The 21,517-nt window shown below is 66.3% G+C and carries 18 protein-coding genes, 1 tRNA gene and 1 pseudogene; 10 read left to right on the top strand and 10 right to left on the bottom strand.

Features of this window, described 5'->3' with window-relative positions; all coding sequences use genetic code 11:
* Window positions 1-254: 254 nt before the first annotated feature.
* The 3 genes and pseudogenes from C722_RS27200 to C722_RS0121150 all read left to right on the top strand — a co-directional run.
* Window positions 255-1,565: pseudogene (locus C722_RS27200) on the top strand (methyl-accepting chemotaxis protein); the annotation flags it as partial.
* Between the two features lie 18 nt (window positions 1,566-1,583).
* Window positions 1,584-2,402 (top strand): methyl-accepting chemotaxis protein, encoded by an 819-nt coding sequence (locus tag C722_RS27195; RefSeq protein WP_371099829.1) that lies wholly within the window; start codon window positions 1,584-1,586, stop codon window positions 2,400-2,402.
* A 69-nt stretch (window positions 2,403-2,471) separates the two neighbouring features.
* Window positions 2,472-2,885 carry a VOC family protein gene (locus tag C722_RS0121150; protein ID WP_017642433.1) on the top strand — a complete coding sequence of 138 codons (414 nt, stop codon included), beginning with the start codon at window positions 2,472-2,474 and terminating at the stop codon, window positions 2,883-2,885.
* 13 nt (window positions 2,886-2,898) lie between these two features.
* On the opposite strand, the gene C722_RS0121145 is transcribed toward C722_RS0121150, so the two are convergent.
* The gene (locus C722_RS0121145) at window positions 2,899-3,249 is read right to left on the bottom strand and encodes a 4a-hydroxytetrahydrobiopterin dehydratase (protein WP_017642432.1); all 351 of its coding nucleotides are present in this window, start codon (window positions 3,247-3,249) and stop codon (window positions 2,899-2,901) included.
* Window positions 3,250-3,412: 163 nt separating this feature from the next.
* On the opposite strand from C722_RS0121145, the gene acs reads away from it, so the two are divergent.
* Window positions 3,413-5,371 carry an acetate--CoA ligase gene (acs, locus tag C722_RS0121140; RefSeq protein ID WP_017642431.1) on the top strand — a complete coding sequence of 653 codons (1,959 nt, stop codon included), beginning with the start codon at window positions 3,413-3,415 and terminating at the stop codon, window positions 5,369-5,371.
* Window positions 5,372-5,654: 283 nt separating this feature from the next.
* Entirely contained in the window at window positions 5,655-6,617 is a 963-nt protein-coding gene (locus tag C722_RS0121135) for a GlxA family transcriptional regulator (RefSeq protein WP_017642430.1), read from the top strand.
* A 23-nt stretch (window positions 6,618-6,640) separates the two neighbouring features.
* Here C722_RS0121135 and C722_RS0121130 read toward each other — a convergent pair whose 3' ends face one another.
* The 3 genes from C722_RS0121130 to C722_RS0121120 all read right to left on the bottom strand — a co-directional run bounded on the left by C722_RS0121130 (window position 6,641) and on the right by C722_RS0121120 (window position 10,719).
* A complete protein-coding gene (locus C722_RS0121130; protein WP_017642429.1) occupies window positions 6,641-9,202 on the bottom strand; it encodes an EAL domain-containing protein in 2,562 nt (853 codons plus the stop codon).
* Between the two features lie 176 nt (window positions 9,203-9,378).
* Window positions 9,379-10,059 (bottom strand): hypothetical protein, encoded by a 681-nt coding sequence (locus tag C722_RS0121125; RefSeq protein WP_017642428.1) that lies wholly within the window; start codon window positions 10,057-10,059, stop codon window positions 9,379-9,381.
* 60 nt (window positions 10,060-10,119) lie between these two features.
* On the bottom strand, window positions 10,120-10,719 hold the full coding sequence (locus tag C722_RS0121120) for a short chain dehydrogenase (protein WP_017642427.1): 600 nt from the start codon (window positions 10,717-10,719) through the stop codon (window positions 10,120-10,122).
* 98 nt (window positions 10,720-10,817) lie between these two features.
* On the opposite strand from C722_RS0121120, the gene C722_RS0121115 reads away from it, so the two are divergent.
* A complete protein-coding gene (locus C722_RS0121115; RefSeq protein ID WP_017642426.1) occupies window positions 10,818-11,729 on the top strand; it encodes a LysR family transcriptional regulator in 912 nt (303 codons plus the stop codon).
* 246 nt (window positions 11,730-11,975) lie between these two features.
* Here C722_RS0121115 and C722_RS0121110 read toward each other — a convergent pair whose 3' ends face one another.
* The 5 genes from C722_RS0121110 to C722_RS0121090 form a co-directional block, all read right to left on the bottom strand.
* Window positions 11,976-12,677 carry an ABC transporter ATP-binding protein gene (locus C722_RS0121110; protein WP_017642425.1) on the bottom strand — a complete coding sequence of 234 codons (702 nt, stop codon included), beginning with the start codon at window positions 12,675-12,677 and terminating at the stop codon, window positions 11,976-11,978.
* Window positions 12,678-12,688: 11 nt separating this feature from the next.
* Window positions 12,689-13,456 carry a high-affinity branched-chain amino acid ABC transporter ATP-binding protein LivG gene (livG, locus tag C722_RS0121105; RefSeq protein WP_017642424.1) on the bottom strand — a complete coding sequence of 256 codons (768 nt, stop codon included), beginning with the start codon at window positions 13,454-13,456 and terminating at the stop codon, window positions 12,689-12,691.
* Window positions 13,453-14,709 carry a high-affinity branched-chain amino acid ABC transporter permease LivM gene (locus C722_RS0121100; RefSeq protein WP_017642423.1) on the bottom strand — a complete coding sequence of 419 codons (1,257 nt, stop codon included), beginning with the start codon at window positions 14,707-14,709 and terminating at the stop codon, window positions 13,453-13,455. The genes livG and C722_RS0121100 overlap by 4 nt, the downstream gene beginning before the upstream one ends.
* On the bottom strand, window positions 14,706-15,629 hold the full coding sequence (gene livH, locus C722_RS0121095; protein WP_017642422.1) for a high-affinity branched-chain amino acid ABC transporter permease LivH: 924 nt from the start codon (window positions 15,627-15,629) through the stop codon (window positions 14,706-14,708). Before livH ends, C722_RS0121100 begins: the two co-directional genes overlap by 4 nt.
* A 114-nt stretch (window positions 15,630-15,743) precedes the next feature.
* Window positions 15,744-16,865 carry a branched-chain amino acid ABC transporter substrate-binding protein gene (locus C722_RS0121090; RefSeq protein WP_017642421.1) on the bottom strand — a complete coding sequence of 374 codons (1,122 nt, stop codon included), beginning with the start codon at window positions 16,863-16,865 and terminating at the stop codon, window positions 15,744-15,746.
* Between the two features lie 214 nt (window positions 16,866-17,079).
* On the opposite strand from C722_RS0121090, the gene C722_RS0121085 reads away from it, so the two are divergent.
* Complete coding sequence (locus tag C722_RS0121085) at window positions 17,080-17,388, top strand: DUF2288 family protein (protein WP_017642420.1); 309 nt, start codon at window positions 17,080-17,082, stop codon at window positions 17,386-17,388.
* Between the two features lie 31 nt (window positions 17,389-17,419).
* Here C722_RS0121085 and C722_RS0121080 read toward each other — a convergent pair whose 3' ends face one another.
* Window positions 17,420-18,406, bottom strand: coding sequence for an aldo/keto reductase (locus C722_RS0121080; protein ID WP_017642419.1), 987 nt, complete (start codon window positions 18,404-18,406; stop codon window positions 17,420-17,422).
* Window positions 18,407-18,516: 110 nt separating this feature from the next.
* Here C722_RS0121080 and C722_RS0121075 point away from each other — a divergent pair, with 110 nt between their 5' ends.
* From C722_RS0121075 to C722_RS0121065, 3 genes are all read left to right on the top strand, one after another.
* Entirely contained in the window at window positions 18,517-19,404 is an 888-nt protein-coding gene (locus C722_RS0121075) for a LysR family transcriptional regulator (RefSeq protein WP_017642418.1), read from the top strand.
* Window positions 19,405-19,493: 89 nt separating this feature from the next.
* Window positions 19,494-21,407 carry a selenocysteine-specific translation elongation factor gene (selB, locus tag C722_RS0121070; RefSeq protein ID WP_017642417.1) on the top strand — a complete coding sequence of 638 codons (1,914 nt, stop codon included), beginning with the start codon at window positions 19,494-19,496 and terminating at the stop codon, window positions 21,405-21,407.
* 9 nt (window positions 21,408-21,416) lie between these two features.
* Window positions 21,417-21,512, top strand: a tRNA-Sec gene (locus C722_RS0121065).
* Window positions 21,513-21,517: the final 5 nt, after the last annotated feature.

Below are 21,517 nucleotides of genomic sequence, written 5' to 3'. Positions count from 1 at the left end.
AGAGGAGGACTCCAGTAGTGGCCGTTCAGGCTTAGAAAGGCTCTATATCAAGGGTTTAAGAGGTTTTTTGTGCATCGATGTAGGTCTCATTTCACCGTGGAAATCTCGATTCGCACCACTTTGGCACCCAAGACGCCTTGCGGATCCTACACATCCAGGCTGAGCGGATTCAAACAGGAGACAGGCGGTTTCGATTGATGGCCTTTTGATTGCACTGCATCTCGCGATGATGTCCCACTCGAGGAGGTGTCTGTATGCATAGCTCCACGCAATATTCCAAACCCATGGCGCTGACACCCGAGGAGCGCGCCTGGTTGCCCTGGCTGGGTACCAATAGCAAGCTTGTGCGCAGGTGGGCCGCTTGCTTGAACCGGGATCGCCAATCTGAATTGGAGGCCACATTCGTCAGCTTCGCCAACACTCGTCGCGATCTACTGCAGACCTGGGCGGAAAGCATCTGGGAACATTTACGGACCTTGAAGGCGGCCATCACAGACCTGTCTGTGGAAGAGGTACCCGCCCTTTTGGCGGCCAAGCAACAGGTTATCCGGGACGCGAGCGAGATAGCGTTCATCGATGCCCAAGGCAAGGTGATAATTTCCACCAAGACCAGCCGCATTGGTAGTTGCGATTTGCACAAGGATGCGGTGCGCAACGGACTGACCCAGCGGTTCCTCCATGGCCCTTATGTGGATCCGGTGACGGAGGCGTTAGGGCGGACGTCCTCGAAGTTTCACGATGCGGTCACCCTAATGTTCTACGAGCCGGCCCGCTGTGGAGATCAGCAGGGTGCATTGATCGTGCGTATTCCCAATGATGTGCTCGGTGATCTGATCCAGCGCGAAGCGGGGCATATCTATCAGGATTCAGGCGACAACTATCTCTTCATGGTCGAATCGCGGTTCGATCCTAACCTGAGGCCGGGTATCGCCTTGTCGCGTTCGCGGTTCGAGGATTCGACCTTTTCCAAGGGGGAAAATCTGAAGAGTGGGGTCCGCACTGCCTTCGGTGACGTCAGGATCCGCAACCATACCGAACTCGAGATCGTCTTCAACGACCCCGCCACGGGTCAGCTCCATCCCGGCATTCGCGAGACCATCCGCCACGGTGAAAACCTCTTCGTCGACTATCCGGGGTATGCCGATTACCGTCATGTGCCCGTGGTCGGACGAGGCATCACCTTTTCACTGCCAGGATCGCCTGATCGTTGGGGCATGATGTGCGAAGCGGATCTGGAGGAAGTCTTTCGCTATCGCAGCCTGAGATACCGCCTCAACCTGCACTTCTTGGTGACGTCGCTCTGCTGCAGTCTGCTACCGCTGCTGGCTTGTTCCAAACTGAACCTGGGGCTGGTCGCGCAGTGTGCAGCCGTAGTCACGAGCGCGATGGCGGGTACGGTCCTGTTCAGTGCGCGCGTCAGCAGACCGCTGATAAACAGACTCAGGAAGACCAGCCAAATGCTGCGAACCATCGCCGAAGGCGGCGGCGATCTCACCGAGCGGTTGCCGGCCCAAAACGAGCGGCCCGACGAAATCTCGTTGGTGGCCCAGTGGATCAACAGCCTGATCGACAGCCTTGGCCAAATGGTGGGGCAGGTGGTCATGACCAGTAGTGACATCGAACAGGCCAACAGCCAGCTGCAGGGAACCAGCCAGCGTTCATTGAATGAGTCTCAGCGGCTGCGCTCGTCACTCGAGTTGGGCATGCAGACGCTCGGCAGTCAGGTGAAGGAATTGGAAGAGGCGGGGACGGAGGTGGAGGTCATGCGCGCCCAGGTACGAACCGCTGCACAGGAGGCGCGTAAGCAGTTTCAGGAGGTCCAGAGCAGCAGCAGCGATATCCAGCGTTCGGTACAGGAGGCCACCGTCACCATCAAGCAGGTGAAAGACAGCGCCAGTGAAGTCGGCCGGGTCGTGACGGTAATCAACGCCATCGCCAATCAGACCAACCTGCTTGCCCTCAACGCCGCCATCGAGGCGGCGCGTGCGGGCGAAAGTGGCCGGGGCTTCGCCGTGGTTGCCGATGAAGTCCGGCAATTGGCCGATCGCACTTCACGTTCCACGGGAGAGATCGCCGACATGATCAGCAACATGCAGCGTCGAACCGAGGACGCCGTGGCCATCATGGACAGCAGCATTGAACAGCTGAAATCGGGCCTGCAATTGGCCTTGGCCGCTGCAGAAGACAGGCAGGAGGTTCAACAGGTGTTGCAACAACTGTTCATCACCATCGACAAGCTCACCGCTGGAACTCTGGAGAACGGGCAGCGATTCAGGGTCATGGGCAGCCTGGCGGCCAGTGTTCATCAGTCCAGTACCGCGGCGCATCAGAGTGCGCAGTTGACCGGTGGGGCAGTGTGCACACTGGAGCGGCTCGCCAACAGGTTCAAGGTGAGCGCTTGATCGCCGTAGCTTGACGGACTCGCAAGAGCGGTATGGTGTTGGCGGATGGGAAGTCAACGGGTACCGCTCATGTTCAGTCACATCCAGCTAGGTGCACGCGACCTGGAACGCTTGGTCGATTTTTACGATGCCGTTCTGCGTGAATTTGGTTTCGTGCGGATGCCCGTCGAGGACGACGGCGGTCCTCCTGGCTGCGGCTGGCAGCGGCAGGGTCGCCCCTGGCCGCAATTCTATGTGCAGATTCCCTTCAACGGCCTGCCCGCGTCCTGGGGCAATGGCGTGCAGGTGAGCTTCGCCGCGCCGTCGCGCCAGGCCGTGGAGGCCGCCTGGCACCGGGCATTGCAATCGGGCGGTAGCGACGAAGGCGCACCCGGGGTGCGCCCTGGCTACGGTGCGGACTTCTACGCCGCCTATTGCCGGGATCCGGAAGGCAACAAGCTGTGCTTCGTGCACGCCGAAGGACTGGTCGAGGCCAGCGCCTGAGGCGCTGGCCGGTCTAGCCTTGGGCGGCCAGAGCGACCGCGTCGGTACGGGCGGCCATGATGAAGTCGTTGCGGTGCAGGCCGCCGATGTTGTGCGTCCACCAGCTCACCGTCACCGCGCCCCATTCGGTGAGCAGGGCCGGGTGATGGTCTTCGTCCTGCGCCTCGCGGCCGACCCGGTTGGTGAAGTCCAGGGCTTCGAGAAAGTTGCCGAAGGCATAGCGGCGTTCCAGGCGCGCAATCCCCTCGCGTTCCACCAGCGTCCACCCCGGCACGGCCTTGAGCAATTCACTGCTGGCGGCCGCGCTCAGGGCCGGCTCGCTGGAGCGGCAGGGGACGCAATGGGAATGGGCGAGATCGGCCATGGGGCGCTCCTTGGGGGAAGAAAGTCATGAAGGGGCAAGGGTAACAGACCCGTCGGTCAGCTCCCGGCGCCCCGTCCGACCATGGTCGAATGGTCCGAAACCGGTGCGCGCCGTACAACGGAAGGCAACAAGAACAACAGTTTCCCGCCGAGGAGATCGTCCCATGAGTGCCGCCTTCTACCCGGTCCGCGCGGAAGTCGCTTCCCGGACCCTGACCGATGAAGTCACCTATCGTCGCCTGTACCAGCAGTCCATCCTCAACCCGGATGGCTTCTGGCGCGAACAGGCCCAGCGCCTGGACTGGATCAAGCCCTTCAGCCGGGTCAAGCAGACCTCCTTCGACGATCATCGCGTCGACATCCAGTGGTTTGCCGACGGCACCCTGAACGCCTCCTACAACTGCCTGGATCGCCACCTGGAAACCCGTGGCGACCAGACCGCCATCATCTGGGAAGGCGACGATCCGGCCGACAGCCGTCACATCACCTACCGCGAACTGCATCGCGAGGTCTGCCAGCTGGCCAACGCCCTGCGCGGCCAGGACATCCACCGCGGCGACGTGGTGACCATCTACATGCCGATGATCCCCGAGGCCGTGGTCGCCATGCTGGCCTGCGCCCGCATCGGCGCGGTGCACTCGGTGGTGTTCGGCGGCTTCTCCCCCGAATCCCTGGCCGGCCGCATCAGCGACTGCCAGTCCAAGCTGGTGATCACCGCCGACGAAGGCGTGCGCGGCGGTCGCAAGATCCCGCTCAAGGCCAATGTCGACGAAGCCCTGACCAATCCGGCCACCCATTCGGTGCACAAGGTGATCGTCTGCAAGCGCACCGGTGCCGACATCGCCTGGCACCGCCACCGCGACGTCTGGTACGAAGAGATCACCTCGGTGGCCCCGGAACACTGCGAGCCCAAGGAGATGTCCGCCGAGGCGCCGCTGTTCATCCTCTATACCTCCGGCTCCACCGGCAAGCCCAAGGGCATCCTGCACACCACCGGTGGCTACCTGACCTATGCTGCCCTGACCCACGAGCGGGTCTTCGACTATCGCCCCGGCGAGGTCTACTGGTGCACCGCCGACGTCGGCTGGATCACCGGTCACAGCTATATCGTCTACGGCCCCCTGGCCAATGGCGCCACCACCCTGCTGTTCGAGGGCGTGCCCAACTACCCGGACGTCACCCGCATGGGCCAGGTGGTGGACAAGCACCAGGTCAACGTCCTCTACACCGCGCCCACCGCCATCCGCGCCATGATGGCCCAGGGCGATGCCGCCATGCAGGGCGTCGACGGCAGCAGCCTGCGCCTGCTCGGTTCGGTGGGCGAGCCCATCAATCCCGAGGCCTGGCACTGGTACTACAAGACCGTGGGCCAGGAGCGCTGCCCCATCGTCGACACCTGGTGGCAGACCGAGACCGGCGGCATTCTCATCAGCCCGCTGCCCGGCGCCATCGGCCAGAAGCCCGGCTCGGCGACCCGTCCCTTCTTTGGCATCCAGCCGGCGCTGGTGGACAACGAAGGCAACCTGCTCGACGGCGCCGTGGAAGGCAACCTGGTGATCCTCGATTCCTGGCCGGGCCAGTCGCGTTCCATCTATGGCGACCACGACCGCTTCGTCGACACCTACTTCAAGACCTTCAAGGGCATGTACTTCACCGGTGACGGCGCCCGCCGCGACGAAGACGGCTACTACTGGATCACCGGTCGCGTCGACGACGTGCTCAACGTCTCCGGCCATCGCATGGGCACCGCCGAGATCGAGAGCGCCCTGGTGGCCCATCCCAAGGTCGCCGAAGCTGCGGTGGTGGGCATGCCCCATGACCTCAAGGGCCAGGGCATCTATGTCTACGTCACCCTCAACCAGGGCGAGGAGGGCAACGAGGCCCTGCGTCAAGAACTCAAGCAGTGGGTGCGCAAGGAGATCGGCCCCATCGCCACGCCCGACGTCATCCAGTGGGCGCCGGGGCTGCCCAAGACCCGTTCCGGCAAGATCATGAGACGCATCCTGCGCAAGATCGCCGTAGGTGAATACGACTCCCTCGGCGACATCTCCACCCTGGCCGATCCGGGGGTGGTGCAGCATCTGGTCGGGACCCACCAGCAGATGAGCCAGGCCGTCGCCTGATCATCGTCCACCAGCAGCCGCCCGCGTCCGTCTCCGGTCGCGGGCGGTTCGTTTTTGGTATCCCTGTAAAGACTTGTCGCCAGGGCAGAAGCTCTGGCCAGCCAGGCGGGGCTAGAATCGCGCCAGCCGGCGGACCGGAGGGCGCATCGGTCCGCTACCCGGGCAAAGGCTGGGACAGGGGCACTACTCCGGCGTACCATGCGTGCCACCCCACAAGGGTTTCATGGCGCGCGGTCCCGGATCGGTCCGCCCCCGCCGCTCTCGACAGGAAGCCAGACGTTAGATGACCATCCGCATCGCCTTTCTGCTATGGCCCGACGTTCGTCCGCTGACCGTGGGCCTGGTCGAGGAAGCGCTGGAACTCGCCTCTCGCCATTCGAGCGATACGCCCTACGAGGTGCGCTTTCTACAGGCCGGCAGCGAGTTGCAGCCGCGGCTGCCGGGTGGCCATTGGGAAGGGCAGCTGGAGCGCCTGGATCGCCTTTTCGTGCTGGCCGACGAACCTTCGCCGACGCTGCCGCCACCCCTGGCCGCGGCTCTGCGTCAGACCGCCCGGGCCGGAGTGGTGCTGGGAGGCTTTTCCGCCGGGGTGCACATCCTCGCCCAGCTCGGCCTGCTCGACGGTCATCGCGCCGCCGTGCACTGGCGCTGGCTGGAGGAATTCAGCGAGCAGTTCCCCAAGGTCATCGCCACTCACCACCTCTATGAGTGGGACCGCGATCGCCTGACCGCCTGTGGCGGCCTGGCCATTCTCGATCTGCTGCTGGCGATGATCGGCCGCGATCGCGACGCGGAGCAGGCTGGCACCATCGCCGAGGAGCTGATCGTCGAGCGCCTGCGCGAAGGCAGCGAGCGGCAGCGCATTCCGCTGAAGAACCGGCTGGGGTCGAGTCATCCCAAGCTGACCCAGGCGGTCATGCTGATGGAGGCCAACATCGAAGAGCCGCTCACCACCGACGAGATCGCCCAGCACGTCTGCGTGTCCCGTCGGCAACTCGAGCGGATCTTCAAGCAGTACCTGGCGCGGGTGCCCAGCCAGTACTACCTGGAATTGCGCCTGAACCGGGCGCGCAAGATGCTCACCCAGACCAGCAAGTCCATCATCCAGATCGGCCTGTCCTGCGGCTTCTCGTCGGGACCGCATTTCTCCAGCGCCTATCGCAACTTCTTTGGCGTCACCCCCCGCGACGACCGCAACCAGCGCCGTGGCGCGGCGGGCGAGGGCAGCATGGTGGCCGAGCGCTAGGCGCCCGGCGCTCCCCCTTCAGCTCACAGTGGCTCGGCCACCCCTTCGTCCAGCCAGGCGCCCAGCCGATCGGCCGGCAGGGGCGCGCCGCAATGGAAGCCCTGGATCTCGTCCGCCGGCAGGTGCTGCAGCTGGCGCAGGTGCTCGGCGTCTTCCACGCCCTTGAGGGTCACGGTCAGCCCCAGCGAGCGGCCGAGATCGATCATGGCGCGGACCAGGGCACTGTCTTCCGGCGCGTGGTTGCGCCGGGCGATCAGGCTGCGATCCAGGCGGATGCCGTCCAGCGGATAGCGGCGCAGATAGGCCAGGGAGCAGAGGCCGGAACCGAAGTCGTCCAGGCACAGCCGTACGCCCAGGCCCTTGAGCGCGCTCAGGGTATTGGCCACATCGGCCGCGGGGTCCAGCAGGGTGCGTTCGGTGAGTTCCAGCTCCAGGCGCGGGGCGGCCAGGCCGCTCTGGTAGAGCGCCTCGGCCACGGTCTGCACCGGATCCTCGTTGGCGTGGAATTGCTGCGGTGACAGATTGACCGACACCGAGAGCCGTTCCGGCCATCCCTGGGCGTCGTGGCAGGCGGTCTCCAGCACCCAGCGGCCGAGGCGCTGGGCGAGTCCGGCGTCTTCGGCCAAGGCCAAAAAGTCCAGCGGCTCCAACAAGCCCTGGGTCGGGTGTTCCCAGCGCACCAGCGCCTCGAAGCCGCGCAGGCTGCCGTCGGCGAGGCTGCGCCGCGGCTGGTAGTAGAGACTGAGACGGTCGTCGCGCAGGGCCTGGCGCAGGTCCTGTTCCAGTTGCCGGCGCAAGAGCACCTGTTCGTTCATGGCCGGTTCGTGGAAGCGCCAGGTGCCACGGCCAGCGGCCTTGGCTTGGTAGAGGGCGATGTCGGCCAGGCGCAACAACTCGGCCGGGATGCCGGTATCCCGCGGCGCCAGAGCCACGCCCAGGCTGCTGCCGATGAAGATGCGCTGCTCGCCGAGGCGGAAGGGCTGCCGCAGCTGCTCCACCAGCCGTCGACAGAGGTCGGCGATGGCGCCCGGCTCGCGTTCGCCGCTGAGCACCACGCAGAATTCATCGCCGCCCAGACGGGCCACCAGGTCGGTGGCGGTCACGTTCTGCCGCAGACGCTGCGCCGCCTCCTGTAGTACCTGATCGCCGGCGGCATGGCCGAGGGCGTCGTTGACCGTTTTGAATCTATCCAGGTCGAGACTGAGCAGGGCCAGGGGACGGGGCTCCGGACCCTCCAGGTGGGTGGCGAGAAATTGGTGCAGGCGGTGGCGATTGGGCAGGCCGGTGAGGGGGTCGTGCCAGGACAGGTGCTGGACCTGGGCCAGGGCCTCGATCTCGTCGGTGAGGTCGGTGACGGTGCCACGATAGCCACCCTCGGGAATGGCCCGGGCGGCCACCCGGCAGGTGCGCTCGCGACCGCTGCCATCCAGGTAGTGGCAGACCAGCGGGGGTCTCGGTTTGCGGTCGTGGGCATGGCCGGCCAGCCAGTGCGCCAGGGTATCGGCGTGGGGTGTCAGGAGTTCGTTGAGCGGCCGTCCCAGCCAGCGGTCGGCGGCTTCCCCGGTGACCTCGGCGAAGCGCTCCGAGACATAGACCAGGCGCAGACCGGCATCGACCTCCCACAGCCAGTCCGAGGTGGCCTCGGCGATGTCGCGGAAGCGTCGCTCGCCAATGGCCAGTTCGCTGCGACTGGCCAGCAGGTCATCGTACTGGGCATCCAGCTGGCGCATCGACAGCAGCGCCTGGCGAAACAGCCAGATCAGTCCCAGCAGCAGGATCAACACTCCGCCGCCGAACAGCGGCAGGGTCTGCTGCATCAGCCACAGCCCCGGACGCGGCGGACGCCAGGTCAACTGATAGCTGGAACCGGGCAGTTGCCAGCTGCCGCGACTCCCGGCCGGATCGGTGGTGATGCCGAGCGGTGGCAGGTTGTTGGCTTCGCTCAGGGTCGCCAGCCGGGCGGGACTCAACACATTGACGAAGACCAGTACCGAAGCCGGCGCATCCAGGGAACGGATGCCGGGCTGGTCGCCTGGGGTGATGGCCGCGGCGGCCACCAGCGCCGGCGTGCCGGCCACGTTGAGGACGCCAGACACGCTGCCGGCGCGGGCATCGACGCTGCGCGCCGCCGCCAGCAGACCAGCGATGTCGCCCTGCAGCCAGGGCGTAGCGGGATCGGCCAGTTGCCCTTCGAGCAGGCGATAGCGGGGCCGATCCTGGCTGTCGAACACCAGCACCCCTTCGTAGCCATAGACCCGATACAGCGATTCGCCAAGATTGCCCTGGTCGTAGGCCCAGTCGTGGTCCAGCTCCAGGTGAAGGCGGCGATAGGCCTCGTCCCATTTGCTGTAGTCGATCAGGTTGCGGGCCACCTCTTCGTCGAGGCGGGTGAAGGTGCGGCCGACGGCACGCTCGGTGTGCTGGGCGACGGTGGCATCCTGGCGCACGGCATTGTCGACCAGCAGGTAGCAGCCCAGGCCGATAAGGCCCAGGAGCAGTACGCAAAGCGCTGGGAACAGCCGCAGGAGGACGGTATGGCCCCGTCGGCGCGGAGAGGCGCTACGGGACGCTGGAGAGGTAGGCATGCCTGGACCCTGGCTAGATGAGCGTTCCTGTGCCTTCGCCTGATCGGACCCGGGGGCGGCCAAGCGAAGCGGGTGAATCCTTGCCGTCGCTAGACTAGCCTCTGAGGGCGCGCGACGCTAAACGTAAAGCGCGAGATGCCAAGGGGGTCGCGCTAAGCAACGCGCGAACACCCGGGCTAGGTGGGGTTGCCGGCACCGCCGTAGAAGGCGCAGCCCTGCCAGGTCTGGCCATTGATGCGCAATTCGGCCTGCAGCGATTGCACGGTGCCGGTCCGGCCATCCACGCAGCGCCGGGGATTGATCCACAGCTCGACCTTCTCGCCATTGGCCTCGGTGGACAGGGCGCGCATGCCGCCGGGCAATTCTTCCTGGACGAAGGGCAGGGCGCGGCGCTGCTGGCCGGCGGTGCTGACCAGCATGCCCTGATTGCTGACCTGGACGCTCCAGTCCGGTCCATGGCCACCGGCGTTCATGGCGGTGCGCTTGAAGTTGGGATCGCTGCAACCCGGACCGCTGTATTGCACACGGTAGACATCGGTGACGGCGAACACGCCCTGGGCGCCATCGCGACCGCCGGACTTGAGCTTGCCGCGCAGATCGGCGAACAGCGACGCGGCACCACTGTCGGCGGCCAGTTCGTGGGCATCACGCAGGATGGCGGTGTTGTTGGCGTCGGTGACGTCGAAGAAGCGCTGTTCCTGGCAGGGGCGGAACAGCAGCTGGTCACCGCTCCAGCGCAGATCGCCCTGCAGACGCTCGCCGCCCGGTGCACGCGGGGTGTCGTCGCTCTGGAACAGACTGCAACCGCCGAGGAGGCCGAGCAGGGCGAGGGAAAAGATGGAACGCGGCGCTGGCATCGCGGGACTCCCGACTGAGGTGGGCACACGTTACTCAGACAACGTCGGGAGCTCAAGGACTTACCAGACGCGATAAGTCTTGCCGGTTTCTCGTCCTTCTACGCTGCGTTCGTAGGCGCGGGCGGCTTCGGCGACGGGAATGGCCTTGAAGCCGAGGAAGAAGTCGCCGTAGTGCGCCAGGGACTCTTCTACCACCGTGGGGCTGACCACATTCAGGCGCTGGCCGCGTGGTAGCTCGATGGCGGCACCCCGGGCGAAACCTTCCAGCCCCGCGTTGACCATGGCCGCCGCGCTGCCCTGGTGGATGGGATGTTCGCTCACGATGCCGCTGGTGAGGGTAAAGGAGGCACCGTCGGACGCCTGGGCCTGTCCCAGCAACACCAGGTTGACCTGGCCCATGAGTTTACTGCTCAGGCCGACTTGGAAGTCGGCCTGGGTCAATTCGGTCACAGGTGCGAAGGCGAGGGCGCCGGTGGCACTGACCAGGGCATCGAAGCGGCCGACCTTGGCGAACAGGGCACGGATGGAGTCCGGCTGGGTGATGTCCGCCTGGAGATCGCCCGAGTGGCGACCGACCCGCACCAAATCGTGGCGCCTACCGAGGCGTTCGGCGATGGCGCTGCCCAGGGTACCGCTGGCACCGACGAGGATGATTTTCATGGGACGACTCCGTGAAGGGAAGGGAGTCCTCAGCCTAGAATGGCGCATTACCTTGATAAATCACCGGAATGGCAATCCAGTGTTTCCTGGAGGAAACGATGCAGGACGACTTCGCCGATCTCGCCGCCTTCGCCATCCTCTGTGAAAGCGGCAGCTTCACCCGTGCCGCCGAGCGCCTGGGCTGCAGCAAGGGGCAGCTGTCGAAGCGCATCCGCGCGCTGGAGGTACGGCTGGAGACCCGCCTGCTGCACCGCACTACCCGCCGCCTCGATCCCACCGCCGCCGGGCGCACCCTGCTGCCCGAGGCCCAGGCGCTGGTGCGCCAGCGTGAGCGGGCCCTGCAGAGCGTGGCCCGGCTGCAGGAGGAGGCCGTCGGTCCGGTACGCCTGACCGTGCCGGTGTCCCTGGGCTACACCTTTTTCGAGGTGCTGCTGGCCTGCCGCGCCGCCCATCCCGCCATCCAGTTGGACCTGGTGCTGGACAATGGCTACCGCGACCTGGTGGCCGAGGGCTTCGACCTGGCGATCCGTGCGCGGGTGGAGCCGGACGAGCGCCTGGTCGCCCGCCCACTGTTCGCCATGCAGGAGGTGACCTGCGCCGCGCCCGCCTACCTGGCCGCGCATGAGTTGCCGCAGGTGCCCGAGGAGCTGCTCGATCACCGTTGCCTGGTGAACAATCACTATGCCGAGGGCGAGGTCTGGCTCTATCACCGCGATCACCGCCTCGGTCGTGTCCAGGTGGCGCCCAGCCTGGCCTGCAATCACTACAGCCTGCTCAAGCAGGCAGCCCTGGCCGGGCAGGGCATCGCCCGGCTGCCGTCGTTCATGGTGCACGAGGAGCTGGCCAGCGGTGCACTGGTCTGGCTGCTCAGGGACTGGCGCACGCCCAGCCAGCCGCTGTTTCTGGTGCACCCCTACCAGGGCGGGTTGCCCAGGCGGACGCGGGTAGTGGCAGAAGCCCTGAGCGACTGGTTCGAGCGCAGTCGGCAGCGGTTGGAGGCGTTGGGGTAGGGAGTTGTCACGCCAGCGCCGGCTTACCCTCGTAGGTTGGGTTGAGCGCAGCGAAGCCCAACAAACAATGGCTTCGAGCTGGCACCGTTGGGCTTCGACGAGGGAGCCGTCTCAACCCAACCTACGTGCTATCGCGGCCATGGGCCGCTCCTACAGGCAACCGTAGGAGCGGCCCATGGCCGCGATGAGATCCACAGCAAGAGCGGTCGCATCAGCGGACCGCCATGGCCGCGATTGGAGAAGGACTCAACCGCCCAGATAGGCCTTGCGCACGTCCGGGTTGGCCAGCAGCTCGGCGCCGCTGTCCTGCATGACGATGCGGCCGTTCTCCAGCACGTAGCCGCGGTCGGCCAGCTTGAGCGCCTGGTTGGCGTTCTGCTCGACCAGGAACACCGTCACCCCATCCTGGCGCAGTTGTTCGATGATCTCGAAGATCTGCTGGATGATGATGGGCGCCAGCCCCAGCGAGGGTTCGTCCAGCAGCAGCAGGCGCGGCTCGCTCATCATCGCCCGGCCGATGGCGAGCATCTGCTGCTCGCCGCCGGACATGGTGCCGGCGCGCTGGGCATAGCGCTCCTTGAGGCGTGGGAAGAGGCCGAGGACCCTGTCCAGCTGACGGTCGTAGCCGTCCTTCTCGGTGAAGAAGCCACCCATGGCCAGATTCTCTTCCACGGTCAGGCGGGCGAACACCCGGCGACCCTCGGGCACCACGGCGATGCCCTTGCGCATGATCTGCGCGGTTTCCTGGCCGACCAGTTCTTCGCCCTCGTAGCGGATGCTGCCGCCATGGGCGCGCGGCGTGCCACAAAGGGTCATCAGCAGGGTGGACTTGCCGGCCCCGTTGGCGCCGATCAGGGTAACGATCTCGCCCCGGTTGACCTGCACGCTGACGCCATGCAGCGCCTGGATCTTGCCGTAGAAGGTGGAGACGTTGTCGAACTGCAGCATGGAGGTCTCCATCAGGATTCGCCCAGGTAGGCCTTGATCACGTCGGGATTGTTGCGGATCTGCTCCGGCGTCCCGTCGGCCAGGGGCGTGCCCTGGTTGATCACCACGATGTGGTCGGAAATGCTCATCACCAGGTGCATGTCGTGCTCGATCAGCAGCACGGTCACGCCATGCTCGGCGCGCAGCAGGGCGATGAGCGCCTTGAGGTCCTCGGTCTCGCGCGGGTTGAGGCCGGCGGCCGGCTCGTCGAGCATGAGGATCTGCGGGCGGGTCATCATGCAGCGGGCGATTTCCAGACGGCGCTGCTGGCCATAGGCGAGGTTGCCGGCGTTGCGGTTGGCGAATTCGGTGAGGTTGACCTGCTCCAGCCAGAAGCGCGCATAGTCCATGGCCTCGGCCTCGCTCTTGCGAAAGGCCGGGGTCTTGAACAGGCCGGCCAGGAAGCCGGTGTTGAGGTGGCGATGCTGGGCGACCAGCAGGTTCTCCACCGCGGTCATTTCCTTGAACAGGCGGACGTTCTGGAAGGTGCGCACCACGCCCTTGCGGGCGATCCTGTGCCCAGGCAGGCCCTGGATGGCCTCGCCGTTGAGCAGGATCTCCCCGCCGCTGGGACGGTAGAAGCCGGTCAGGCAGTTGAACACGGTGGTCTTGCCGGCGCCGTTGGGGCCGATCAGCGAGACCACCTGGCCCTGCTCCACGCGAATGTTGACGCCGTTGACGGCCAGCAGGCCGCCAAACCTCATGGACAGGCCGGAAACATCGAGAAGGGCTTGGCTCATTTGCGCAACTCCAGGTGCGGGCGTTGCATCGGGAGCAGGCCTTGCGGACGCCAGATCATCATCACGACCATCAGCAGGCCGAACATCAACATGCGGTATTCGCTGAATTCGCGCATCAGCTCCGGCAGCAGGATCATCACGATGGCCGCGAGGATCACGCCGAGCTGGGAACCCATGCCGCCCAGCACCACGATGGCCAGGATGATGGCCGATTCGATGAAGGTGAAGGACTCCGGCGACACCAGGCCCTGGCGGGCGGCGAAGAAGCTGCCGGCGAATCCGGCGAAGCAGGCGCCCAGGGTAAAGGCCGAGAGCTTGATCAGCGTGGGATTCAGACCCAGGGCGCGGCAGGCGATCTCGTCTTCGCGCAGGGCTTCCCAGGCGCGGCCGATGGGCATGCGCAAGAGCCGGTTGATCACGAACAGGGTCAGCAGCACCAGCAGCAGGGCGATCAAATAAAGGAAGATCACCTTGTATTCGGAGTTGTAGGGGATGCCGAAATACTCGTGGAAGGGCGTCATGCCCTCGGGTGCCCGGCGCTCGAAGGTCAGGCCGAACAGGGTCGGCTTGTCGATGCCGCTGATGCCGTTGGGGCCGCCGGTCCATTCGGTGAGATTGCGCAGGAGGATGCGGATGATCTCGCCGAAGCCCAGGGTGACGATGGCCAGGTAGTCGCCGCGCAGGCGCAGCACCGGGAAGCCGAGCAGGAAGCCGAACAGTGCCGCCATCAGCCCCGCCAGCGGCAGGCAGACCCAGAAGCCGAGGCCGTAGTAGTGGGAGAGCATGGCGTAGGTGTAGGCGCCGACGGCATAGAAGCCGACGTAGCCCAGGTCGAGCAGACCGGCCAGACCCACCACGATGTTCAGACCGAGGCCGAGCATCACGTAGATGAGGATCAGGGTGGCGATGTCCACCGCGCCGCGCGAGCCGTAGAAGGGCCACGCCAGGGCGACCAGCACCAGGCCGAGGATCACCCAGCGCTGGGTCTTGGGTTCGGTCAGCTTGGTGCCCAGGCCGGTGGCCGGCAACGGCAGGCCGCCGCTGCGGCGCCAGCCGGCGGTGACCTGGTCACGCACCAGTTGCCAGACGAACATCAGCACCGCGGCCAGGGCCACGATCCAGAGGGTGCGCGGCGTGGCGCCGTGCACTTCGAGGTTGACGCCAACCGTCTCCAGCTTGAGGCCGAGGATGGGATAGGCGACGGCCAGCACCAGCAGGGCGCTGAAGAAGGCGGTTCGCAGACGGGCACTCATACCTTTTCCACCTCCGGACGACCGAGGATGCCGGTGGGGCGGAACAGCAGCACCAGCACCAGCAGGCTGAAGGCCACCACGTCCTTGTACTGGTCACCGAAGACATCGGCGCCAAAGGCCTCGGCCACGCCCAGCACCAGGCCGCCGAGCATGGCGCCGGGGATGCTGCCGATGCCGCCGAGCACGGCGGCGGTAAAGGCCTTGATGCCGGCCAGGAAACCCAGGCTCGGGTTGATCACGCCGTACTGGATGCCCAGCAGCACCGCAGCCACGGCGGCCAGGGTGGCGCCGATGACGAAGGTCAGGGCGATGATGCCGTTGGTGTTGATGCCCAGCAGGTTGGCCATCTTGATGTCCTCGGCGCAGGCGCGGCAGGCGCGGCCCAGGCGGGAGCGGGAGATGAACCAGGTCAGGCCGAACATGGTGAGCAGGGTGACGATGAAGATCAGCACCTGTACATAGGAGATCACCACGCCATTCATGGCGTCGGTGCCGATGATGAAGTTGCCCGGCAGCAGGTTGGGGATCGACTTGTCCTTGGAATCCTGGGCCAGCAGCACCCAGTTCTGCAGGAAGATCGACATGCCGATCGCCGAGATCAGCGGGATCAGCCGGTTACCGCCACGCAGGGGGCGATAGGCGATGCGTTCGATGCTGTAGCCATAGGCACTGGCGATGACGATGCTGGCGGCGAAGGCGGCGAGCATGACGATGGGCAGGCTGTGGATGCCCAGCATGGCGAGGCCCGCGATGGCGATGAAGGCCACGTAGGAGCCGATCATGTACACCTCGCCATGGGCGAAGTTGATCATGCCGATGATGCCGTAGACCATGGTGTAGCCGATGGCGATCAGGGCATAGGTGCTGCCGACCGTGAGGCCGTTCACCAGCTGTTGCAGGTAATGGTAGAACTCGGGCATGGGTGTCTCCAGAGGACCCAAGTGCACTTCTGGTGCGGGTCCCAGGCCTCGGATGGAGGCGGATAAACGAAGCCCACCGCCGTTGGCGGTGGGCTCCGGTGTTACAGGCAGGGCTTACTTGGCTTCGGTCTTGGAGCCGTCGGCGTGCCATTCGTAGACCACGAACTCGAAGTTCTTCAGGTCGCCTTTCTCGTCGAACGCCAACTCACCGGTGGGGGTATTGAAGGTGTTGCTGCGCAGTGCCTTGGCCACGTCCTCGGGCTTCTCGTCGCCCGCCTTCTCGATGCCCTGGGCGATGACCTGCACGGCGGCGTAGGAGGGGAACACGAAGGGACCGCTCGCATCCTGCTTCTTGTCCTTGAACGCCTGCACCAGGGCCTGGTTCTTGGGATCCTGGTCGAAGGAGCGCGGCAGGGTGACCAGCAGGCCTTCGGAGGCCTTGCCGGCGATGGCGGAGATGGAGCTGTTGCCCACGCCTTCCGGACCCATGAACTTGGCGGTCAGGCCCTTCTCGGCCGCCTGGCGCAGGATCAGACCCAGCTCGGGGTGGTAGCCGCCGTAGTAGACGAAGTCGACGTTGGCCTGCTTGAGCTTGGCGATCAGCGAGGAGAAGTCCTTGTCGCCGGAGTTGATGCCTTCGAACATGGCGACCTTGATGCCCGCCTTGTCCAGGGTCTGCTTGACCGCGGTGGCGATGCCTTCGCCGTACTGCTGCTTGTCGTGGATGACGGCGACGACCTTGGGCTTGACGTGCTCGACGATGAACTTGCCGGCGGTCGGGCCCTGCATGTTGTCCAGGCCGATGGTGCGGAAGATCAGCTTGTAGCCACGGTTGGTGATGTCGGGGCTGGTGGCCGCCGGAGTCACCATCAGAATGCCTTCGTCTTCATAGATGTCGGAGGCGGGCTGGGTCGAGCTGGAGCAGAGGTGACCGACGACGAACTTGACGCCATCGTTGACGATCTTGTTGGCTACGGCCACGGCTTGCTTGGGATCGCAGGCGTCGTCGTAGATCACGCCTTCGAGCTGCTTGCCCTTGACGCCGCCGGCCTTGTTGATCTGCTCGATGGCCATCTGAGCACCAATGAACTCCATGTCACCGTACTGGGCGACCGGACCGGTCTTGGGGCCGGCCAGACCGATCTTCAGGGTGTCGGCTGCCAGGGTGTGGCTGGCCATGCCGGCCAGGGCCAGGGCCGCGATCAGACGGGAGAAACGCAGAGTTGCCTTTTTCATGAGTGCTCCACTCGGAATGCTTTTATTAATGAGGCAGTTGGAAGCGAAAGTGTGCCGATTTTGTTCTATATGACGCGCTGCGCAGTTTAATCACCGTCTGTTCGTCTTGGAAAGCTGGCGACGACAACTTGTCGGACTTGTCGACCGCGCGTCCGGGCGCTCGGCAAGCGAAGAGGGCGCCGGTAGAATCCGCCCTTTTCACGAGGCCCGCACCATGACCGATCACGCAACGCGCTACGCCACCCTGCTCGGGCAGACTGCCGCCATCGGCTGGGAAGAATTGCAACCGCATTTTGCGCGGGGCGTGCTGCTGGAAGTGGCACCGGAGCTGGACCTGATCGAGGCGGCCATCGCCGTGACTCAGGATGATGCCGCCCGGGTGGGGCTGTGGCTGCAGCAGGGCCAGCTGGCCAAGGTCGACGAAGACCGGGCGCGCCGCCGACTGGAAGCGCCGGCGGTGGCCCTGTGGGCGGTGGTGGTCGCGCCCTGGGTGCTGATGCAGGAGCGTCCGGCCGAGCGCTGAAACGCAAAGGCCCGCGCAAGGCGGGCGTGACTCAGCGTTCGCTGTCGAGATCGCGGAGCTGGTGTTCGCCGTAGCGATCGCCGGCCACCGCGCCTGGCGGCAGCAGCCGTTCCAGCTCGGCACGGTCCGCGGCGCTCAGGGTCACCGCCAGCGCACCGAGGGATTCGTCCAGCTGATCGCGGCGGCGGGCACCGACTAGGGGCACGATGTCGTCGCCCTGGGCGGCGACCCAGGCGACCGCCAGCCGGGCAGGGGTGGTGCCCCGGCGTTCGGCGAATTGTTGCAGACCTTCCACCAACGCCAGGTTGCGCTCCACGTTGCCCGGCTGAAAGCGCGGACTATGGGCGCGGAAGTCACCGCTGCCGGCGGGCTGGCGCCAGTGGCCGCTGAGCAGACCCCGGGAGAGCACGCCATAGGCGGTGATGCCGATGCCCAGGTCGCGGCAGGTCGGCAGGATCTCCGCCTCGATACCGCGCGAGACCAGCGAATACTCGATCTGCAGGTCGCAGACCGGATGCACGGCCGCCGCCCGCCGCAGGGTCTCGGCCCCCACTTCCGAGAGGCCGATATGGCGGATGTAGCCAGCCTGCACCAATTCGGCGAGGGCGCCCATGGTGTCCTCGATGGGCACCTGGCGATCCAGCCGCGCCGGACGATAGATGTCGATATGGTCCACGCCCAGACGCTTGAGGCTGTAGGCGACGAAATTCTTGATCGCCGCCGGCCGGGTGTCGTAGCCCAGCCACTCGCCGCCCGGACCGCGCAGGGCGCCGAACTTGACGCTGATCAGTGCACTATCCCGGCGACCGCGCAAGGCTTCGCCCAGCAGCAGTTCGTTGTGGCCCATGCCATAGAAGTCACCGGTGTCGAACAGGGTGACGCCACGTTCGAGGGCGGCCTGGACGGTGGCGATGGCCTCGCTACGGTCGGCGGCGCCATAGAGGTCGGACATGCCCATGCAGCCCAGACCAAGGCTCGATACCAAGGGGCCCTGCTGGCCCAAGCGACGCTGTTGCATGAGGGATTCCTCGTCAGATGGATGAGGCTTCACTCTAGCCAGGATGACGCTGTGCGATAATCCGCTCTCGACACAACGACCTGTTCGCTCAGCCGTACAATGGAGGCGCCTTGAATCTGGATGACCTGGCGGCCTTCGCCGCCGTGGCCGAGGCTCGCAGCTTTCGCGGCGCCGCCTATGTGCGTGGCGTGGCCGCCTCTTCGCTGAGCGATGCGGTGCGGCGGCTGGAGCGGGAACTGGATGTGCGGCTGCTGCACCGCACCACCCGCAGCGTGACGCCCACCGCGGCCGGCCAGCGCCTGCTGGAACGCCTGACCCCGGCCCTGCGCGAGGTGCGCGGCGCGCTGGACGCCATCAATGCCGAGGGCGAGAGTCCGGTGGGCAGCCTGAGACTCAATGTGCCCACCATCGTCGCCCGGGTGCTGCTGCCGCCGCTGATCGGCCCCTTCCTGGCCCGGCATCCGGGCATTCGCCTGGAGGTGGTGGCCGAGGACCGGCTGATCGACGTACTCGCCGCCGGTTTCGATGCCGGGGTGCGCTACGACGAGCATCTGGAGGCCGACATGATCAGCGTGCGGCTGGGCCCCGTCACCCAGAGATTCGCCGTGGCCGGAACCCCGGCCTACCTGGAGCAGCACGGCGTACCGGCACACCCCGCCGACCTGGTCAGGCATTCCTGCATCGGGCATCGCTTCGCTAGCGGCCTGGTGGCGCAGTGGAGCTTCGAGCGCGGCAGCGAGGTCCTCAATGTCGCGCCGGGCAGTCGCCTGCTGGCCTCGACACTCGATCTGGAATTGCAGGCCGCCCTCGACGGTGTCGGCCTGATCTATTCCTTCGCCGACTACCTGGCCGAACCCCTGGCCGACGGCCGCCTGGTCGAGGTGCTGACGGACTGGTCCACGGCCTTTCCGGGGCCGCGGCTCTACTATGCGGATCGCCGCCAACTACCGGCCCCGCTGCGGGCCTTTGTGGCCTTCTTGCGCGAGCGTCACGGCTAGGCGATCACGCGGGGCGCCGCTACCCTGAGGTCCAGTCCGCCGCTTGGAGCCGCCATGACGTCCCTGTTTTCCCGCCTGGTACCGTCCCCATGATCATCGGCACCGCCGGCCACATCGACCATGGCAAGACCGCGCTGATCCAGGCCCTCACCGGGGTCGCCGGTGACCGCCGCCGCGAAGAGCAGGCGCGGGGCATCACCATCGACCTGGGCTATGTCTACGCCGATCTAGGCGACGGCGGGCTCACCGGCTTCATCGACGTGCCCGGTCACGAGCGCTTTGTGCACAACATGCTGGCGGGCGCCAGCGGCCTGGATCTGGCCCTGCTGGTGGTGGCGGCCGACGACGGCGTCATGCCGCAGACCCGCGAGCACCTGGCGATCCTCGAATTGCTCGGCATTCCCCGGCTGCTGGTGGCCCTGACCAAGGCCGATCGGGTGGATGCCGAGCGACTGGCCCAGGTGCGTCAGGACGTCAGTGCGCTGCTGGCCGGCGGCCCCTTTGCCGGAGCGCCGCTGTATCCGGTGGCCAGCCCCAGCGGCGTGGGCATCCCCGAATTGCGCGCCGCCTTGCTCGCCGCGCTGGACCAGGTGCGCCAGCGCAACGCCCGCGGTGGCTTTCGCCTGGCCGTGGACCGGGTATTCAGCGTCGCCGGGGCCGGGGTGGTGGTCACCGGTACCGCCTTCGCCGGCCAGGTGGCCGTCGGCGACGAACTCATCCTCACCCCGCGTGGCCAGCGCCTGCGGGTGCGAGGATTGCACGCCCAGAATCGCGCGGCGGAAAGCGCTCAGGCCGGTCAGCGGGTGTCGCTCAATCTCGCCGGCGAGCGGCTGAGCACCGACAGTATCGCCCGCGGTGACTGGCTGGTGGCCGAGGCGCTGCATGCGCCCACCACCCGGATCGATGTGGAGCTACGGCTGCTGCCTGGCGAGGCGCGCAACCTGGCGCACTGGACGCCGGTGCACGTGCACCTGGGCGCCCAGGATCTCACCGGGCGCGTCGCCCTGCTGGCAGGCGACAGCCTAGCTCCTGGCGCCATGGCCCTGGCACAGCTGGTACTCAATGCGCCGCTGCACGGGGTGCATGGCGATCGCCTGGTGCTACGTGACCAGTCCGCCCAGCGCACCCTGGGCGGGGCCCGGCTGCTCGATCCCTTCGCCCCGGCGCGCCATCGCCGCACGCCGCAGCGACTGGCACAACTCCAGGCACTGCGTCGGGGCGGTCTGGAGGAGGCGCTGCCTGAACTCCTGGCCCAGGCCGACGGCGGTCTCGATCCACGGCTGCTGGCTCGCCAGTTCAACCGACCCGAAGGCGACTGGCAACTGCCCGCCGACACCTTGAGGGTGGACACGCGGGTCGGCCCGCGGTTGTTTGCAGCCTCCTTGTGGCAGGCAGCGCTGGAGCGCCTGAATGATGCGCTCGCCACCTTTCATCAGGAACAACCCGACGAGCTGGGGCCGGATCGGGATCGCCTCCGCCGCATCGCCGCGCCGGAACTTGAGCGGCCCGTCTATCTGGCGCTGCTGGAGACGGCCCTGGCCGAAGGGCGCCTGCAGAGCAGCGGTCCCTGGCTGCACCTGCCCGATCACCGGGTACGCCTCACCGAGGCGGAGGAGGGGCTCAAGGCCCGGCTCTGGCCGCTGCTGGAGGCCCAGCGCTTCGATCCGCCCTGGACCCGCGATCTCGCCAAGAGCCTGGGTCAGCCCGAGGCCGAGGTGCGGCTGTTGCTGCGCAAACTGGCCCGGCTGGGGGAACTGACCCAGGTGGTCAAGGATCTCTTCTATCCCCAGGCGAGTCTGGAAGCCGCGGCCGGCGAGGCATTGCGCCTGGAGTGCGAAGCAGGGATCATTCGCGCCGCGGCCTTTCGCGATGCCCTTGGCATCGGTCGCAAGCGCAGCATCCAGATCCTCGAATGCCTGGATCGCATCGGTTTCACCCGTCGCTTCGGCGACGAGCGCCGGGTCCGCCCGGACAGCGCCTGGGCCCGCGGCGCCGAGGGCTAGCGCAACAGAGGAAGGCAATCACGCCCGGTGGCGTGGCCGGGCTTCAAACCCGGTTGGGGACGGCAGCCGTTCCCGGGTGGGTTCGACTCCCACTGCCTTCCGCCATTTCC

The sequence above is a fragment of the Pseudomonas sp. 313 genome (assembly GCF_000316965.1).
Lineage (GTDB): Bacteria > Pseudomonadota > Gammaproteobacteria > Pseudomonadales > Pseudomonadaceae > Chryseomonas > Chryseomonas benzopyrenica.
The sequence above is the reverse complement of the archived record's forward strand: the minus strand, read 5'-3'. Positions and strand labels throughout refer to the sequence as shown.

Coding starts and splice junctions, on each gene's coding strand:
- C722_RS0121150 (WP_017642433.1), top strand. CDS start 2,472: ATGTTCAGTCACATCCAGCTAGGTGCACGCGACCTGGAACGCTTGGTC.
- livH (WP_017642422.1), bottom strand. CDS start 15,629: ATGCCCGAGTTCTACCATTACCTGCAACAGCTGGTGAACGGCCTCACG.
- C722_RS0121125 (WP_017642428.1), bottom strand. CDS start 10,059: ATGCCAGCGCCGCGTTCCATCTTTTCCCTCGCCCTGCTCGGCCTCCTC.
- C722_RS0121115 (WP_017642426.1), top strand. CDS start 10,818: ATGCAGGACGACTTCGCCGATCTCGCCGCCTTCGCCATCCTCTGTGAA.
- C722_RS0121080 (WP_017642419.1), bottom strand. CDS start 18,406: ATGCAACAGCGTCGCTTGGGCCAGCAGGGCCCCTTGGTATCGAGCCTT.
- C722_RS0121100 (WP_017642423.1), bottom strand. CDS start 14,709: ATGAGTGCCCGTCTGCGAACCGCCTTCTTCAGCGCCCTGCTGGTGCTG.
- C722_RS0121120 (WP_017642427.1), bottom strand. CDS start 10,719: ATGAAAATCATCCTCGTCGGTGCCAGCGGTACCCTGGGCAGCGCCATC.
- C722_RS0121110 (WP_017642425.1), bottom strand. CDS start 12,677: ATGCTGCAGTTCGACAACGTCTCCACCTTCTACGGCAAGATCCAGGCG.
- livG (WP_017642424.1), bottom strand. CDS start 13,456: ATGAGCCAAGCCCTTCTCGATGTTTCCGGCCTGTCCATGAGGTTTGGC.
- selB (WP_017642417.1), top strand. CDS start 19,494: ATGATCATCGGCACCGCCGGCCACATCGACCATGGCAAGACCGCGCTG.
- C722_RS0121145 (WP_017642432.1), bottom strand. CDS start 3,249: ATGGCCGATCTCGCCCATTCCCATTGCGTCCCCTGCCGCTCCAGCGAG.
- acs (WP_017642431.1), top strand. CDS start 3,413: ATGAGTGCCGCCTTCTACCCGGTCCGCGCGGAAGTCGCTTCCCGGACC.
- C722_RS0121130 (WP_017642429.1), bottom strand. CDS start 9,202: ATGCCTACCTCTCCAGCGTCCCGTAGCGCCTCTCCGCGCCGACGGGGC.
- C722_RS0121135 (WP_017642430.1), top strand. CDS start 5,655: ATGACCATCCGCATCGCCTTTCTGCTATGGCCCGACGTTCGTCCGCTG.
- C722_RS0121085 (WP_017642420.1), top strand. CDS start 17,080: ATGACCGATCACGCAACGCGCTACGCCACCCTGCTCGGGCAGACTGCC.
- C722_RS27195 (WP_371099829.1), top strand. CDS start 1,584: ATGGTGGGGCAGGTGGTCATGACCAGTAGTGACATCGAACAGGCCAAC.
- C722_RS0121090 (WP_017642421.1), bottom strand. CDS start 16,865: ATGAAAAAGGCAACTCTGCGTTTCTCCCGTCTGATCGCGGCCCTGGCC.